The organism is Gimesia sp., from assembly GCF_048260065.1.
In the GTDB taxonomy this organism is placed as follows: Bacteria; Planctomycetota; Planctomycetia; order Planctomycetales; family Planctomycetaceae; genus Gimesia.
The window spans coordinates 822,125-839,075 of record NZ_JBLXHC010000001.1 but is presented as its reverse complement, the minus strand read 5'-3'; the positions used below and the strand labels follow the sequence as shown (position 1 = coordinate 839,075).

The window sequence follows — 16,951 nt, the reverse complement described above, 5'->3', positions numbered from 1 at the left end:
CGCGTGAACGATCAGGAAAAAGTAAAAGCTCATATTCCCAGTGTAATGGAAGACCCCAGTGCAATTTCAATTGCCAAGGTGTATGCCAAAGCATTTCTGGGAACGATTCAGGAGTCTGATAAAGATTCAGCGATCGAAGAGGTTTCTGAATTTCTGAACGCGGTGACCACTCAGTTTCCGGACTTCGGACAGATTCTGACATCTCATTCGCTGAATCGAGATGAACGGCTCAGTCTGATTGATCGCGTGATCGCCCCACATGCTTCAGAACTGCTGACAAACTTTATCAGAGTCCTGGCCCGGCATGACCGGCTTGATTTACTGGAACAGATTCTGTCTCAGGTAATCAAATTACGCGACATCGAATCCGGTAAAAAATCAGTGCTTGTACGCTCTGCTTTTGAACTCTCGGATGAAACACTGGCAAGCATTAAACAACGTTTGAGTGAAACACTGGGCTTTTCTCCAGTACTACAAACATCCATAGACCAGTCAGTGATTGGCGGTCTGGTTATTCAGGTTGATGACACAGTATATGATGGTTCTCTTCGTACGCGTCTCAAACAGTTACGCGGGCGGTTGAGCAATAGGAGCATTCATGAAATTCAAAGCGGACGAGATCGCTTCAGTTATCCAGAAGGAAATTGAAGACTTTCGCGGCGAAATTGAGACCAGTGAAGTAGGACGGGTCCTGGAAGTGGGTGATGGTATCGCCCGCGTTTACGGACTTTCTTCTGCGATGTCTGGTGAAATGGTGGAGTTTTCAAACGGGGTGCGTGGACAGGTCTTCAACCTCGAAGAAAATTCTGTCGGTATCATCATCTTCGGCGATTATCTTTCCATCGCTGAAGGAGATGAGGTTCGTAGTACAGGCACCCTGCTTTCCATCCCCGTTGGTGATGAACTGCTGGGCCGGGTTGTTGACCCTCTGGGGGTTCCCCTGGACGGGAAAGGCCCGATTGTGGCAACCGAATCAAGGCCTCTGGAAGTTGCTGCACCCGGTGTAGCTGCCAGACAGCCCGTGAAACAGCCACTGGCAACCGGAATCAAGGCGATTGACGCCATGACCCCCGTCGGTCGTGGTCAACGTGAGTTAATTATTGGTGACCGTAAGACCGGTAAAACAGCGATTGCCATCGATACCATTCTGAACCAGAAGGGTAAAGATGTGATCTGCGTTTACGTCGGCTGTGGTCAGCGTGCAGCAACAATCGCCGGTATCGTCAATCAGCTTGAAGAACACGGCGCAATGGATTACACCGTTGTCGTGAGTGCCTCTGCCAGTGACCCCGCTCCGTTGCAGTATATCGCTCCCTATGCTGGTGCCGCGATTGCAGAACACTATATGTATCAGGGTAAACACACTCTGGTCGTTTACGATGACCTTTCCAAGCAGGCTCAGGCATATCGTCAGCTGTCACTGTTGATGCGTCGTCCTCCCGGACGTGAAGCATATCCTGGTGACGTGTTCTACTGCCACAGCCGTCTGCTGGAACGATCTGCCCGCCTCAGTGATGAACTGGGTGGCGGTTCCATGACTGCCCTGCCCATCATTGAAACACTGGAAGGGGAAGTTTCGGCTTACATCCCCACCAACGTGATTTCAATTACCGATGGTCAGATTTACCTGGAACCAGACCTGTTCTTCGCCGGGATTCGTCCCGCGATTAACGTGGGTATCAGTGTTTCCCGTGTAGGTGGTAACGCTCAGACCAAAGCGACCAAGAGCGTCTCCGGTAGTCTTCGTCTGGACCTGGCTGCATTCCGCGAACTGGAAGCCTTCGCCCAGATGGGAACCGAACTGGATAAAGCGACTCAGGCACAGCTGGATCGTGGTTATCGTATGGTAGAACTGCTGAAACAGCCACAGTTCAATCCCATGCCGATGGCCGATCAGGTTGTCAGTCTGTATGCTGGAACCAAAGGATTCTTCGATTCTGTTCCGATCAATCAGGTTCAGGATGCAGAATCAGAAATGCTGCAGTTTATCCACGATCAGTATCCGGAAATTACCGACAAGATTACTGAAACGGGTAAACTGGAAGATGACACAATCGAACAGTTGAAAACGGTATTGAAAACATTCGTAGATCAGTATCTGCGAAAGAATGCGTAATCAACTTTTGAATTCATTGTTTGAACAGATAATCTAAAACGGGTTCAGGATCTAATGGCCAAAGCACGTGCCATCGTTAAACGATTAAAAGCGGTAAAAAACATCCGTAAAATCACACGGACCATGGAATTGATCGCCACCGCGCGATTCAAGAAAGCCATGGACCGTGCATCGGAGGCTGCTGCTTACACCAAAAAGATTTCTGAACTTGTTTCGGATCTGTCACAGGCAAACCTGGAATTCCACCATCCACTGCTGGAGAAACATGAGACAGAGAAAAACTCTGTCCTGCTTGTTTTAACTTCCAATCGTGGTTTGTGTGGCGGTTATAACTCAGGCGTTTTGAAGGCCGCTTTAAAGCGTCATAAAGAACTGACTGCCAGCGATCAGAACGTGAGACTGGAAATTTCCGGTAAACGTGGAATCAGCTTCCTGAAATTCCAGGGGATTGAGTCTTCCCACTCTTATACCCATTTTGAAGATCGTCCTACATTCGAAGAAGTGGATGAACTTGCCAGCCGCTATATTACTGAATATATCGCAGGCAAAATTGACCGCCTGGATGTTGCTTATACGGAATTCATTTCGTCTTCACGGCAGATTCCTGCAGTACATTCTCTGCTTCCAATTGGGGGGCTGGATACTGCGGAAGAGGCTCCCGCAGCTAATAAATATGACTATGAATTTCTGCCGTCTGCCCAGGAAATCCTGGAAGAGATTGTCCCGACAGCATTTAAAGCCCGTTTATTTAAGTGTTTTCTGGATGCAGCTGTCAGCGAACAGATTGCCCGAATGGTGGCGATGAAAGGAGCAACAGAGAACGCCAACGAAATGGTTGGTACACTCTCCGCTCAATACAACCGGGCAAGACAGACACAGATCACCTCGGAAATCCTCGAAATCATCGGTGGTGCCGCTGCCCTGGAGTAATTTCCGTCAATGCCTTACCCGGGCACTTATTGTTTTTTTACAGATTGATCAATATCAGAAAGCAGAGACATATCAATGGCGACAACCGAAGCCAGCACAACAAAAGCAGTTGGTAAAATTACTCAGATTATTGGCTCTACATTTGATGCTGAATTTCCTGAGACTCAGATGCCGGAAATCTACAATGCTTTGACTGTGAAAGAAAACAACAAAGGTGTTGAGATCAATGTTACCGGGGAAGTTCAGCAGCACCTGGGTGGAGGACGCGTCCGCTGCGTCGCTCTGGGTTCTACGGACGGCATGGTGCGAGGCATGGATGTTACGGATACCGGAGCTCCTGTATCGGTTCCCGTGGGAAAAGGTACTCTGGGCCGCGTTTTCAATCTGCTGGGTGATCCCGTCGATGGTCGCGGTGAAGTTGCGACTGAAGAACGCTGGCCGATTCACCGTAAAGCCCCTGCTCTGGAAAACCTGAGTGCCAAAACCGAGCTCTTCGAAACCGGGATCAAAGTGGTCGACCTGTTGACCCCCTTCGTTCGTGGTGGTAAAGCTGGTCTGTTCGGTGGAGCCGGTCTGGGTAAGACCGTGATTCTGACTGAGTTGATCGCCCGTATCGCCAGTGCCCACGGTGGTTATTCGGTATTCGCTGGTGTGGGTGAGCGAACCCGTGAAGGAAACGACCTCTGGCTCGAAATGCAGGAAACCAAGATTGGTCAGACTGACCGCTCCGTGATTGAGCAGACCTGTATGGTGTTCGGTCAGATGAACGAGCCACCTGGAGCTCGTCTGCGTGTCGCTCTGTCCGCTCTGACAATGGCGGAATGGTTCCGTGACACCACCGGTACTGACACCCTGCTCTTCGTAGACAACATCTTCCGGTTCTCACAGGCTGGTTCTGAGGTATCCGCTCTGCTGGGTCGTATGCCTTCCGCTGTGGGTTATCAGCCTACACTGGGTACCGAACTGGGTGAATTGCAGGAACGTATTACTTCAACCAAGAACGGGGCGATCACCAGTGTGCAGGCTGTTTATGTACCTGCAGACGACCCGACCGACCCTGCTCCAGCTACCGCATTCTCCCACCTGGACGCGTTCATTTATCTGGAACGAAAGATTTCAGAAAAAGGGATTTATCCGGCTATCGATCCACTGGCATCTTCCAGTCGTATTCTCGACCCGCAGTATGTGGGTGAGCGTCACTACCGGGTGGCTCGCGAAGTTCAGCAGACATTACAGCGATACCGCGAACTGCAGGACATCATCGCGATTCTCGGTGTTGATGAATTGAGCGAAGAAGACAAACTGATCGTGCATCGTGCCCGTCGTATTGAACGCTTCCTGTCACAGCCGTTCCTCGTTGCGGAAGTCTTCACTGGTAAAGCGGGTAAAATTACACCGCTGGAAGACACCATTCGCAGCTTTGAAGAAATCTGTGCTGGTAAATGGGACCATCTTCCTGAATCGGCATTCATGTATGTCGGTTCTGTGGAAGAAGCCGAAGAACAAGCCAAGAAAATGGCTGAATAGTTTTCGACCATATAGTTATTCGACTTCTCTGTGACTGAGAAGACTTCTTCCAGTCACAGATTTCATCTGAAATCCTGTTTTTAATGTGGTTAGAGCACCAATGGCTCAAGATTTTCGACTGTTGTTAGTCACTCCGGAAACGACACTGCTGGATCAGCCGATCAAGAGCTTGCGCTGTACCCTGTTCGACGGACAAATCGGAATTCTTCCCGGTCGCATGCCTATGGTGGGCCGGTTGGGTTATGGTGAACTTTCCTTTGAATCCATTGATGGTTCTGAAAGCAGATACTTTGTCGATGGCGGCTTCCTGCAAGTACAAGGTACTGTCATCTCGGTACTGACAGAACAGGCCGTTCCCGTCAGTCAGTTGGATGTTGCCGCGGCCCAAAAACTGCTCGATGAAGCATTGAACCGCACCGCTGTGGGCGACGATCAATGTAATGCACGTGAAAAAGATCAGTCCCGGGCTCGCGCCATGCTGGCTCTGGCACATCAGAAGTAATCGATTTGAGATCTTAAAAACTCACCTTGATCTACATCATTGAATCTCATAAAGAAGCTGAAACTGCCTCGCGCGTTTCAGCTTCTTTTTTGTATCTGGAGTCACGGGATGACGGATCAAAGCCCCACGCCTCATCAGCCTCGCCCTTCTGTCGGGGTCCACTTCAAATGCTGTAATGTCTACATCAATATTTATCAGAACCAGGCGGGGACGGCTTATACGGGCCATTGCCCCCGTTGTGCGACTCCCATTGAAATCCCCATTGTCGAAAAAGGGGGCTCTTCAAGCAGATTCTTCACTGATTCCTAAACCTCTATCTCTCATACCTTTATCATTCAATATTATTTTAAAAATCACAGCTTGAAAACTGCCAAACACCTCAGAATCGTCTTGAGGTAATTTCGCGATTGCTCTAGGATTCGCCGTGTGTACAAAATCATTCGGCTTGAATATCGAACATGTTCTGAATCTACAAGATAAGCATTTTAAATGGACTATCATTTAAAACCATTAGGAAAATCCTGCTCTTCAACAGGCAAAGACTTTGTTCCTGGTGAACTGGTCCACTCTGTGATTATTGAAAAAAATGGACAATTGATCAGAATGGATTTTTCTGAAGAAGCCTGGACGGGTCCACCAGAGGGAGCGGTCGGTGAATGGAAGCTTCAGGTACCCGAAGCGGTAGCGACCGGCCCCAAAAAGATTGACCCGGATGCTTTAATGCAGTATTTCGAGCAACTTTATGAAACTCCGAATCAGGTACAGGAAAAATTTCTTTACGTACTCGCTCTATTTCTAGTACAGAAACGACGATTAAAACTGGAAGGCTCCCGAACTGAAGATCAGACATCGTATCTGCAGCTCTCCGGGACCCATGGGGAAGGAAACTTTGATATCCGGGATCAAAACCTCGAAGAGGCTGAGATCGAAGCATTACAGCAGCAACTGAATACACAATTTCTCGAAGAGTGGGAATAAGGGGGACAGCCCCCTGATGGATTAAGCATATGTCACATGTTCAAGGAAGAACAGAAATCGGCAGATCGTCGCAACCGATGCGTACGCTCCTGCAGACCGCAAAGTTATCGCTGCTGCTTTGCACATTTCTGCTCGTTTCCTCTTGTGCCTCCGTGCGAACCTTCCTGCCTCAACAGGCTCCCGTTTGTGTGCTGCCTCCCAATGCAACTTATACTCAAATCGTCAATCATTTGAACTCACAGACAGCTGGCGTTTATGGCTGGCAGTCTTCCACTGTCAAAATCAAAGCGCGTCAAAAAGGCGGCTTGCCGATGCCGGCATTAAATGCCATGCTGATCGTCGAGCAGCCGAAACGCTTCCGGTTACGTGCCAGTTCTCCCCTCGGGGCGGAGGTCGATTTTGGTTCAAACAATGACCGTTTCTGGTTCTGGGTGAAACGCAATGAACCAAAGCAGGTCTTCACCCTCAGGCACGATCACTATGAGTCCATGGGATCTCAGTTGAACATTCCCTTCGAGCCCGACTGGCTGATGGAAGCATTACGTGTCGTGCCACTGAATGAAAAAGAACTTTCTATCCAGAAAGAGGGGCAGAATTCACCGAATGTCAAACTGATTTCGGATCGTCTGTTACCCAACGGAAAACTGGTTCAAAAGATCCTCGTCGTCAATCTCTGTACTGGTTTCATCATCGAACAGTCCCTGTATGACAGTCAGGGACAGCGTATTGCCACTGCCACCTTCGGCGAATACCGCAATTGCAGCAATACAACAGCCGTCCTCCCTCACGTCATCAAACTCGACTGGCCTCAAACCGGAATCGTACTGACAATGACGATGGGCAATATCGAAGTTAATCCTGCCAATGTCCCAGGTGAAGTCTGGGAAGTGCCACAATATCCAGGCTACCCGGTTCTCGATCTGGGAGCACATCTGCCATCGCAGCAGGCATCAACTCAGCAGATCCGTCCCATGCGAATTGAATCACGCGTTGCAGAACGGGCCGAACCCAACTGGTCTATGCCAGAAGAATCGGTGCCGCAATGGAAGCCGGCAAATATCGGATTCGAAGATGCAGAAACATTTCCTGCAAACGACTCGACTCCCCTGCCCGATCAGAATCCCTTCCGCCCACCCAGTTCTTTTGATGAAGAACCAGAGGAAGCACCAGGGCGTGTGAAGCTTTGATCTAAACGATAAAAGCCTGTTTCAGACAGGAGCGTCGTTCGTTTCGAAGTGAGCCCACCATTTTCAATCGAGTATTTCTCGTACTGGAACACTCGGTGCAGAGGAACCTGGTGACGTTACAATAATAGAAAACGTCTAAGATTAAAGCAGTTCCCGCATCGGTTCGATTCCCTGGTCCACCAGATATTGGGGCGTACCACTGGTGTCGAAGATTCGCGTTCCATTCAGGTCCAGGCCTGCCTTCTGGTATAGCGTGGCGAAGACTTCCTGAAATTTGACGGGGCGATCGCTGGCGTATTCACCTTTACAATTGGTTTTACCAATGACCTGACCGGACTGCATTCCTCCGCCCGCCAGCATGGCACAGGAGACTTTGGGCCAATGGTCTCGGCTGTTATTCTGATTGATCTTGGGGGTACGTCCGAACTCGCCCCAGACCACCACAGAGACGTCTTTATCGAGTCCCCGTTCGTGCAGGTCGGTAACCAGAGCAGAAAGCCCCTGGTCAAGCAGGGGAAACTCCTCGCGCGATTTGGGAAAGTTCATTCCATCCGGACCATGCCAGTCCCAGCGACTGTAATTCAGCGAGACAAATCGTGCTCCCGCTTCGACCAGACGGCGGGCCAGGCAGAAGTTTTCAATCATGGGAGGCGCACCATCACGCTGAAATGTCTCGACACTCTTGCCATAGCGGGCCAGGATCTGAGGATCTTCTTTGGAAAGATCCAGAGCATCGGCCAGTTTTGAGGTGGTCAGAATATTCATGGCCTGTTCAGAATAGACGTCCATACTCTCCATCAGACCTGATGAATCGGCTTCGCGTCGAAACGTATCAAACGCCTGTTGCAATTTGACGCGGTCACGGAGACGCTCCAGAGTGATCCCCTGCAGAATCATATTCTCTGGTGAACTGCGGGCCTTACGCCCCACCAGATTGAATGGCGAATACTGAACTCCCAGAAAGCCTCCGGTACCCGGTTCACCCCAAGTCCCGTTTCCCGTCTTATACATCAAAGCGACATTAGCCGGGACAGCGGAATTGACAGGTCCCTGCAGTTTGGAAACAAAAGCACCAGCCGCGGGCCAGCCGCCAGGGGGCTGACGACTGCCAAATTTGCGTCCCGTCATACACTGATAAGCATCATGCCTGCCGTCCGCATCAGAAATCGTCCGGACGGGGATGAACTTATCCATCATCTGAGCCATTCGCGGGAACAGCTCACAGATTTCAATGCCGGGAACATTGGTTTTGATCGGGCTGAACTCGCCTCGAATTTCCCTGGGAGCATCCGGTTTAGGATCCCACAAGTCGATATGCGAGGGACCGCCGGGCAGATAAATATTGATGATGGCTTTGTGGTTACTGCCCGACTGGCTCTCGGTCTCCGCTCTGAGCACATCGGGCAGCGAAATTCCGCCCAACGCCATACCACCAATTTTCAAGAAGCTGCGGCGGGAGACACCATCACAAAATTGTCCGTTTTTACGGGTCGGTTTGCCAAGAATCGTCAGCATAGAATCACTTCCCTGGGAACTCTGATCCGCAGCACCATCGAATCAACATAAACTATCGTTGATATGATAGCGAGTTTATCCGAGCGAAGCAAACCGAAAACCTGCCTTTTCAGCCACTTGGCTATTTACCACACCCGGTTCCCGATTTTCAGCTTGTCGCGTTGAAGCCATTACTTATCCTGCCGCTTACGCGTCGCGCGCGTGACTGATTTTTCCCGCTACTGTCAAATCGTCATTACTGCTGATTGAAACCCCATAAATGTCCCTTGAATTTCAAGTAAATGCTTTCTGCTACACGTCATCAACTGCTTTTCGTTCACCACTTTCCTATGCGTAACAGGGCTTTTCAGACACTTATGGGTTAACAAAACCGTCGTTTTTTTGCTCTCAGTGCGCAAGATCGCGACAAATTTGGACCAATACTGGCATACCATAGAGCGGGAGAAGCCATTGTATTTCTGTCTCAATATCAACTCACATGAAAAGCAGACAGTGGGAATTTGACAGCTTATTCGGATCAGTCTGAAACGATAGTCCATTCTCTTCAGTAGTAACTCAGTCGAAGTCAGGGAAATACAATGACATTACCGTCATTGATCAGCAGTAGGTTTTTCAATGTCTTCGGGTCGAGCTGATCGGTAAAATACCGTGCTGCACCGTCACAGAATCCAACATTGAAGCCCCCTTCAACAAACCCACCAAGATCAGGTAGTTTTTCTCCATCGAAGGGGATGTCTTCTGGCTTCGTCCAGGGGATTTCGCGTCTGGCTTCGACGATTGCGATGGTATTCGATGTACCATCGGTGATATCCATTAACCTGATACCTGCAGGTGGTTCCTGTTTCGCTGGAGGAGTGCTGTCAGCTCCGCCTGCTCCAGCCATTAAACCAGCGGGACGGGTCGATTTACCGAAGGCAGTATCAGGGCCCACGACAGCCAGATAGGAAGTGTAAAAACCGGAGCGGTTGTCCTGTATGTTATGAAACACCGCCGGCATTTTCTCTAACACCTTTTTGTTGTGTTCGCTGTCCCAGGGCTCGTTGAGTCGGTATTCCTTATAAAGTTCAATCTCATCCAGGAACGGCAGCAGCGCCACACGCCAGCTATGAGGAGTTTTACCATCCGGCCCCATCACGACAGCGGGGGGAAAGTGTTTATGCTCCCCTAAATAAAGATGCATTGCATAAACCAGATGTTTGATATTGCTAAAAGATTCCATTCGTAAGGAAACCAGACGCGCTTCGACCAGGGCGGGCACCAACACTGCCGTACTGTCGATCATCTCAGTCAAGTCAGACAGGGAAGCTGTCAGGCAGACATTGCTACCCTGCTGCTCGAACTGGAGTGCATTGACCAGTTGATGAGCCAGTTTATACAGCGGGAGCTTAATAAGCTGCTCTCTCTGTTTATCGATCAAGATCTGCTGTTCATACTGTTGCAGCATATTGTTACAGAGGATTTGTGAGGCGGTCAGAGTTTTGTAGATCTGTTCGTTATTCTGCTGCTGATAAAGAGTCGCTTGCAGTGTAGCCTTGTTGCTGAGATTGACGCCCAGAGTGATCAGATCGGTATGTTCCCAGACGGGGGAAAGCGAAGCTTTCCAGACTGAATCATCAATGTCGAGTTTACACTGGTTCTTCCAGACCATTTCGCGCAAGTGTCGCAAGTTAAACAGTGCTGCAATCGAATCTTTCTCGACCAGCTTCCAGTGTTCAGCCCAGCGTCCCGGTTGATCAGTTTTGCGCACTTCCAGAATCTGGCGAAGTGATCCAGGGTCTCGAGCATAGATCATCTCGCGGCTACCTGCGATTGCCAGTGGAACCCCGGTGTGCTTTTTATCTTGCAGGTGAAGGATCCCATCACGAGTAAACAGCTTTCCGCCATTGAAAGTGACGGCCATCTGTTTCAGGTCAATATCCTTTGTTGTCTCTATGACAGTCGCATAATTCAAAAGCTGACTGCATGGATCTCCTGGCTTCGGGGCCAGAAAGATGAGTGTCAATGTTTTGATTTCCGTGAAGGGGATGCCCAGTGGATAGAGCCGAGCATGTTTATTTTCTGCCTGCTCCATCAACATCTTTGCATATAACAGTGAATTCTGTTTCAACAGTTCGGCAGGCCGGAGCGACAGAATACCTAACGCATCAGCAGGAACGGAATTGATTTTGAAGGCTTCATGCTGATCTCGTACACTTTTATTGGTGTCGATGGGGCCTTCGGCTGGTTGTGGATTTGACGTTTCTGCAGACTGCTGTGCCAGGCTGGTCTGATGCCCTCGAAATCCTGCCGCCAGGAGACTGACAGCCAGCAGGAAACAAATTATGACCGCACGCACAGGCCGAGAGATGACTGTTTTGAGCGATCGCTTCTGTTTAAGCATCTCAATCCTCCTCAGAAATGTGGAATGTGTGGGAAAAAAGGCACGCGCCGGACCTCTGAGCCGGTGGGGTGTCTGCGAAACAGCCATTTCTGCCAGGACAGTCATATAGGAGTCGGCACCACCGCTGATATCCGCTGCAGCCTCATCAGCCGTCAATTCCTGTTCCAGGCGCAAGCGCGAGGCGAGCCAGTGAACCAGCGGGTGATAGAAATAGAGTGACCGACTGAGTTCTGCTCCCAGTATCGTCAGATAATCGTGTTGTTGAATATGGGCCAGTTCATGCGCCAGCACCGCGCGAAGTTGTTTCTGACTCCATTGATGCCACGCTGTTGGTAACAGGATTTTCGGTCGCCACCAGCCAATGACTGCTGCCGTTGTCAGTCGATCATGTTGCAGTAATCTCAAGGGGCGAGATATCTGCTGTTCCGCTGCCAGAATATCCAGAGTTTCTTCAGCAGCGGAACCATTCAGAGAATTCCCCTGACGAACCAGGCGAGTTACTGACACAAAACCGATCAAGAGCCGGACTATCGCCATCAGAAATCCACCTGCGAATACCCAACCCAATAAACCAGCCGGGGTGGGAACGAAATATGGTTGTTCGCGGGCAGGTGCCTGCTGTAATCCTTTCTGAAAACCGTCCCAGATGGTGCCCCACTCCGATTCCTGAGGTGATTTTTCCAAAAGTGGTGTTTTTAATTCCTGAGTCGCTTTCGCAAGGAGTGGCGAATTCTGTTCTGCTTGTTTCGTGTCTACTGCGGCATGATTTGCATTCCAGTTTGTCTGCCAGCGTGGCCAGGGGCTGAATGCGAGCAGGGCCAGCAACAGTGTCATGCCTAGCGAACAGGAGAGAATGAAGGATCGCGCGCGAGGACCGAGACGTCTTGTGCTCCAGTAGACAGTCAATGCTGACAATGCCACGATTGTCACCTGCAGTCCCAGCCAGAGCAGACTGATTCCGAGTGCATGCATCAGGATTTCTCCTTCAGAATTTCCTTGATTTTCTCCAGTTCACGGGGACTCAGCTGACGTTCTTCCAACAGACGTAACAGCAGTTTTTCGCGTGAACCCCCAAATACTTTCTGGATCATGTCCCCCAGCATGCTGCCGGAGACCTCATCAAAGGTGCGGATTGAGCAATACAAAAAAGGCCGTCCATCGTTCGTCTGTTTCAGAAATGACTTTTCGACCAGAATACGGACCAGAGTCGCGACTGTGGTATAAGCCAATTCTCTGCCTGCCTGTTCCAAAGCATCACGCACTTCCGCCACAGTTAATTCTGTCGTTGCTTCAGTACCACTACGTTCCCAGAAGACGTGCATGATTTCTAATTCACGTGCCGTGAGCTCTTTCGCTTTCGGTCTGGCCATCCCCCGCTCCTTCAACGATCGCAGTCCATCATTATTTGGTTATTTAGATTTGGTTTTATAGTATTCGTCTCTGTGTTATGAGTCAAAGAAAATCTGAGCAATATCGGGAACAACGACAGAATGACAAAAAGGTGTCCCCCTAAGTTATTTTAGAGGACACCTTTTAACATTTGGTTTGTTTAGTTTTTTGGCGTGATCTCAGCCGGAATTAACGTTCCATGAGCGCTTCTACCTCTTCCTCAGCTTCTTCATCAGAAAGCATTGGCAACTGAAACAGTTCTCTGTCGCTGACGGTGTAGTGAGGTGCACCGACGCCATGAGTTGCAGGAGCAGCCAGTGGCCGATTGGTCTCTTTTGCGCCAAACAGGGTTAATGCAGCCACTTTCAGGAAGCCTTTCCAGGATGAGAATGTCTGGTCGACGGCCGTTGGTTCGTGGCCACAATGGACCATACAATCCCGGCACTTCGGGTTGCCACTCTTTCTGCCATACTGCTCCCAGCGGGTGGATGACATCAGTTCTGCAAAGGTTTCGGCATAACCTTCTTCGAGCAGATAGCAGGGTTTCTGCCAGCCGAAGATGTTATAGGTGGGATTGCCCCAGGGAGTACATTCCAGGTCCCAGTTCCCTTTCAGGAATTCCAGAAACAGCGGAGAATGATTGAATTTCCAGGCTTTTTTCGGGGCAGATAGGATTTCGCGAAACTTCTGAATGGTCTGGTTCCGCTTCAGGAAATGCTCCTGATCGGGGGCTTTTTCATACTGATACCCGGGTGAGAGCATCATACTCTCAATCCCCAGTTCGGCGAGTTCGTCGAACATCTGACGGACCCGCTCAGGTTCCACATGCTCGAACAACGTTGAGTTTGTCGTCACACGGTGCCCGGCTTTGACGGCGGCTTTGATCGCGCTGATCGCTTTATCATAGATCCCTTCCCGGCAGACGGCGGCATCATGATCTTCGCGGATACCATCCAGGTGAATCGAAAACGTCAGATATTTTGAGGGGGGATAGTTCTCTAAATGTTTTTCCAGTAAGATCGCGTTGGTACAGAGATAAATGAATTTTTTCCGCTGAACCAGTCCCGCCACGATTTCGGGCATCTGGGGGTGTAACAGAGGTTCTCCGCCGGGGATCGAAACAATGGGGGCACCACACTCGTCAACCGCTTTGAAACACTGTTCGGGGCTCAGATTCTGTTTCAGAATGTGGGAAGGAAACTGGATCTTTCCACAGCCGGCACAAGCCAGATTGCAACGGAATAAAGGCTCCAGCATCAGGACCAGAGGATAGCGTTCGACACCTTTTATACGCTGTGTCAGTACATACTTAGCTACAGTCCACATTTGAGAAAGGGGAACACCCACGGTCGCCTCCATGTTGCGAATAATTCGAAATCCATTCAGAATACGACAATCCTAGTACTTTCTAAAAATCCTGTCACCCCCAATTTTCACCTATGTCTCAATAGAGTATAGAGTTAATGAAGGTTTAACGCTGACCTCATGAGAATCGCCCGACTTTCCGCATATCAGGTTGCTGTCCCCCTGCGCCGAAAAATCAAACATGCTTCATTCAGTCGCTCGGAATCGGCTTCGATCATCGTGAAATGCGTGCTGGAAGATGGAACTACCGGCTGGGGCGAGTCGGTTCCCCGTCCTTATGTCACCGGTGAATCCGTCGAATCGGTCTTTGACCATTATACTGCTACTGATTTCCGTTTTCTCAATGAGAGCAACCTGGATACGATCGAAGAAGTTCTCCAGATCTGTTCTGAGCTGAGATTAACCGAACTTCCTGAATCACCAGCTGAGTATTGGGAACGAGGCTGTTTCGGCAACGCAGCCCGTTGTGCGATTGAACTCAGCCTGCTGGATGCAACAGCACGGAGCTGGAATATTCCGCTTTCAAAGCTGATTCGCTCAATTCCGGTAGCCACGGATCTGTTTGAAAACAGAAACAGTGTTCAATACAGTGCCGTCCTGACATCGATGAAACCGGTAAAACAGTCCCTCTTAGCCATAATCTACCGCCTGACCGGTTTTCAAAACTGTAAGGTCAAAGTAGGAATGCCGGGTATCGATGATTTCTCTCTGCTGCGAAAAATCAGAAGACTTACGGGCCCAAAGATGAGGCTGCGGATTGATGCCAATGAAGCCTGGACACGCGAGTTTCTGGAAGAACATGCTTCTGAATTCACCAGTTTGGCGATTCAATCCATTGAACAGCCTGTATCCCATAAGGAGCTCAACACGCTCCGTCAAATACGCGGACATCTAACAGCACAGATCATGCTCGATGAATCGCTGTGTTCTATTCAGGACGCTGAACTGGCTATTTCAGAGGGCTATTGTGATGCATTCAATCTTCGCATCTCGAAGCTGGGGGGGGTAATTCCGACAGTAAAACTGGCTCAAATGGCCCGGCAGTCCGGGATCAGTTATCAACTGGGATGCCAGGTCGGTGAGACAGGTATCCTGTCCGCAGCAGGTCGACATTTTGCGACTTCCGTGCAGGGAATCGAATTTCTGGAGGGGAGTTTTGATCGTTTTCTGCTGCAGCAGAGTCTGATTCAGGAAAATATTTCGTTTCAGTGGGGAGGACGTGCCCCAGCATTAGCGGGACCGGGACTGGGGATCACGGTCGATGAGAAACGCATACTGGCGATGAAAGAGCGGGAGCTGATTCTGGTCTGAGTTTTGATCAGGGAATCAGGAAAATCAAACCTGTCACAGTCAGACTCTCAAACACGGCACCACGTGCACTGACGGGCAATCGTTCCACCTGATAGGGGGGACAATTACCGGGTCGATCGTAGCCGAGATTATACTGGCATTCATGAATGGGATATGCGCCAATCATGTATGGAAGAGCCGGGACACGACCAAAGAAACGGCCTGCCGAGATAAATGGCTGAATGGCGGGACCGTAATTGTATCCGTAGCGTTCCAGATATGGTTCTTCAAAATACAGGGGGTTATAAGGAATCGCTGGAGCTTCCCATTCTTTTGTTGTCAGCGTCCAGTCGCGCGTTGTTCCCATGACAACCTGCTCCACGGGCATTTTCTCGAGTTGCTCGCCTGCAATATTCGACGGCAGATCACCTGTGGGTGGTTTCGTATTTAACGTCAACTCTGTTAAGGGTTTCAAACCCAGTTCAACCAGGTGTGGTTTCCCGGATTTCTGATTCTCTTGTTTCGCTCCAGGCAACGTGGCCCCGGATTCGGGAGCGGGGGGGACGGAAGGTAAAGCCATTGGCTTGGGATCCAGAACAAACTGGATTTCCGGTTCTTCCAGATCGGGTTTCTGAGCTTCAACGGGTTCCTCTATCGTTTCGAACCGGGCATCAACCAACTCGATTGAACGAAATTGAGACGTTTCGTCAAATTCCAGATCCTGAATCACTGGTTTATCTGCCTGAACCGCTTCCGTTGAAGCATTTTTGATCGTCCAGTTCGGTGAATGAGTGTATTTATTGAATCCCGTAACCCTGAAACTGTCAGATTTTACGTCGCTGATCGTCTTTTGTGGTGAGTCCTGACTTCTGGCTTCCAATGCTTTAGCCATAGCAGTGTACTTGCTGTGATCAAACTCCGGTGCCACCGAAAAATGAGCACCCTGATTCATTGCACAGCCACTGATTAACAGGCAGCTTAAGCATGTCAAAGCAATTGGATGAATAGATAGCAACCTCATTGAATCAGGCGCTCCACATGAAAGAATGCTGTTTTCGGCAGAAAACAACAGTAAATAACTTGATTTCGAAATCTGGGAGTACTCATTTCAATTATCGGCTTGGGGTATTAGGCGGGAGCATCACCAAACCTGAGGGCGGCAAGGTCTTCACAAACCACCCATACACCCTCGTTTTTGTAGTAAATTCAGCAATAAAAAGTATACACAATTCCACACACGCACTGTGTTTGACCATTTCTGTAGAGAATTGTGTGGCATTCATGAAATCTCAGCGAACAGGTTTCGTACTTTATCAGTTACAATACGTACAACACTTAGGCTGGTTATGAAGACAAGCATAATAGCAGGATGAGCTACCACTCCATCAAAACTGATTAAACTATATATAACGTTTGTGCAGACATCTGCTTTCGATTTTTAGCATAAGAATCTGCTCCGTTAAAAATCGTTGACATAACATTTAGTGGGTAAAGATAATATAGGGGAGATATTCTGCCACGACATCCGCAACTTCCTGAGTGCACCAGGATCGCTGCGGGATCACTGTTAAGCCAGGATTATCAGGGCCGGTCCTGCAATTTCCATCCCTGTGATATTGATCCCCCTCTAAATTGAGAGACTCAAATGGTACCTTTCTGAAAGGCTGCCATGTTTTTTATATAAAAATATTTTAGAGCGCGATCCATACAGCCAGCGTGTTTTCATATCGCCCCTCGGCAGGGTCATTTTTCCGAAAACACGAAGCGAACCT

General features: G+C 49.5%; 14 protein-coding genes. 9 read left to right on the top strand and 5 right to left on the bottom strand.

The features are described 5' to 3' along the window. The first annotated feature begins 3 nt into the window (after positions 1-3). The 8 genes from atpH (at position 4) to ACN0YN_RS02855 (ending at position 7,240) form a co-directional block, all read left to right on the top strand. Positions 4-648, top strand: a complete 645-nt coding sequence (gene atpH / locus ACN0YN_RS02890) for an ATP synthase F1 subunit delta (RefSeq protein ID WP_417383475.1) — start codon at positions 4-6, stop codon at positions 646-648. Further along, on the top strand, positions 599-2,116 hold the full coding sequence (gene atpA, locus ACN0YN_RS02885; RefSeq protein ID WP_417383474.1) for a F0F1 ATP synthase subunit alpha: 1,518 nt from the start codon (positions 599-601) through the stop codon (positions 2,114-2,116). Before atpH ends, atpA begins: the two co-directional genes overlap by 50 nt. 54 nt (positions 2,117-2,170) lie before the next feature. After that, positions 2,171-3,046 carry an ATP synthase F1 subunit gamma gene (atpG, locus tag ACN0YN_RS02880; protein WP_417383473.1) on the top strand — a complete coding sequence of 292 codons (876 nt, stop codon included), beginning with the start codon at positions 2,171-2,173 and terminating at the stop codon, positions 3,044-3,046. A 75-nt stretch (positions 3,047-3,121) separates the two neighbouring features. Next, the gene (gene atpD, locus ACN0YN_RS02875) at positions 3,122-4,573 is read left to right on the top strand and encodes a F0F1 ATP synthase subunit beta (RefSeq protein ID WP_417383472.1); all 1,452 of its coding nucleotides are present in this window, start codon (positions 3,122-3,124) and stop codon (positions 4,571-4,573) included. A gap of 100 nt (positions 4,574-4,673) precedes the next feature. Then, positions 4,674-5,075, top strand: coding sequence for a FoF1 ATP synthase subunit delta/epsilon (locus ACN0YN_RS02870; RefSeq protein ID WP_417383471.1), 402 nt, complete (start codon positions 4,674-4,676; stop codon positions 5,073-5,075). Positions 5,076-5,183: 108 nt separating this feature from the next. Next, positions 5,184-5,384, top strand: a complete 201-nt coding sequence (locus tag ACN0YN_RS02865; RefSeq protein ID WP_417383470.1) for a hypothetical protein — start codon at positions 5,184-5,186, stop codon at positions 5,382-5,384. Positions 5,385-5,564: 180 nt separating this feature from the next. Continuing rightward, the gene (locus ACN0YN_RS02860) at positions 5,565-6,053 is read left to right on the top strand and encodes a hypothetical protein (RefSeq protein ID WP_417383469.1); all 489 of its coding nucleotides are present in this window, start codon (positions 5,565-5,567) and stop codon (positions 6,051-6,053) included. A 29-nt stretch (positions 6,054-6,082) separates the two neighbouring features. Further along, on the top strand, positions 6,083-7,240 hold the full coding sequence (locus tag ACN0YN_RS02855; protein ID WP_417383468.1) for a hypothetical protein: 1,158 nt from the start codon (positions 6,083-6,085) through the stop codon (positions 7,238-7,240). Between the two features lie 141 nt (positions 7,241-7,381). Here ACN0YN_RS02855 and ACN0YN_RS02850 read toward each other — a convergent pair whose 3' ends face one another. The 4 genes from ACN0YN_RS02850 to hpnH all read right to left on the bottom strand — a co-directional run bounded on the left by ACN0YN_RS02850 (position 7,382) and on the right by hpnH (position 13,871). Beyond that, positions 7,382-8,755, bottom strand: a complete 1,374-nt coding sequence (locus ACN0YN_RS02850) for a DUF1501 domain-containing protein (protein ID WP_417383467.1) — start codon at positions 8,753-8,755, stop codon at positions 7,382-7,384. A gap of 565 nt (positions 8,756-9,320) precedes the next feature. Beyond that, a complete protein-coding gene (locus tag ACN0YN_RS02845; RefSeq protein ID WP_417383466.1) occupies positions 9,321-12,107 on the bottom strand; it encodes a M56 family metallopeptidase in 2,787 nt (928 codons plus the stop codon). Continuing rightward, positions 12,107-12,505, bottom strand: a complete 399-nt coding sequence (locus tag ACN0YN_RS02840; protein ID WP_417383465.1) for a BlaI/MecI/CopY family transcriptional regulator — start codon at positions 12,503-12,505, stop codon at positions 12,107-12,109. The genes ACN0YN_RS02845 and ACN0YN_RS02840 overlap by 1 nt, the downstream gene beginning before the upstream one ends. Positions 12,506-12,713: 208 nt before the next feature. After that, positions 12,714-13,871 (bottom strand): adenosyl-hopene transferase HpnH, encoded by a 1,158-nt coding sequence (hpnH, locus tag ACN0YN_RS02835; RefSeq protein WP_417383464.1) that lies wholly within the window; start codon positions 13,869-13,871, stop codon positions 12,714-12,716. Positions 13,872-14,009: 138 nt separating this feature from the next. Here hpnH and ACN0YN_RS02830 point away from each other — a divergent pair, with 138 nt between their 5' ends. Next, positions 14,010-15,200 carry a mandelate racemase/muconate lactonizing enzyme family protein gene (locus ACN0YN_RS02830; protein WP_417383463.1) on the top strand — a complete coding sequence of 397 codons (1,191 nt, stop codon included), beginning with the start codon at positions 14,010-14,012 and terminating at the stop codon, positions 15,198-15,200. Between the two features lie 7 nt (positions 15,201-15,207). Here the strand turns inward: ACN0YN_RS02830 and ACN0YN_RS02825 are convergent, their stop codons facing one another. Continuing rightward, positions 15,208-16,071 carry a hypothetical protein gene (locus ACN0YN_RS02825; protein WP_417383462.1) on the bottom strand — a complete coding sequence of 288 codons (864 nt, stop codon included), beginning with the start codon at positions 16,069-16,071 and terminating at the stop codon, positions 15,208-15,210. Positions 16,072-16,951: the final 880 nt, after the last annotated feature.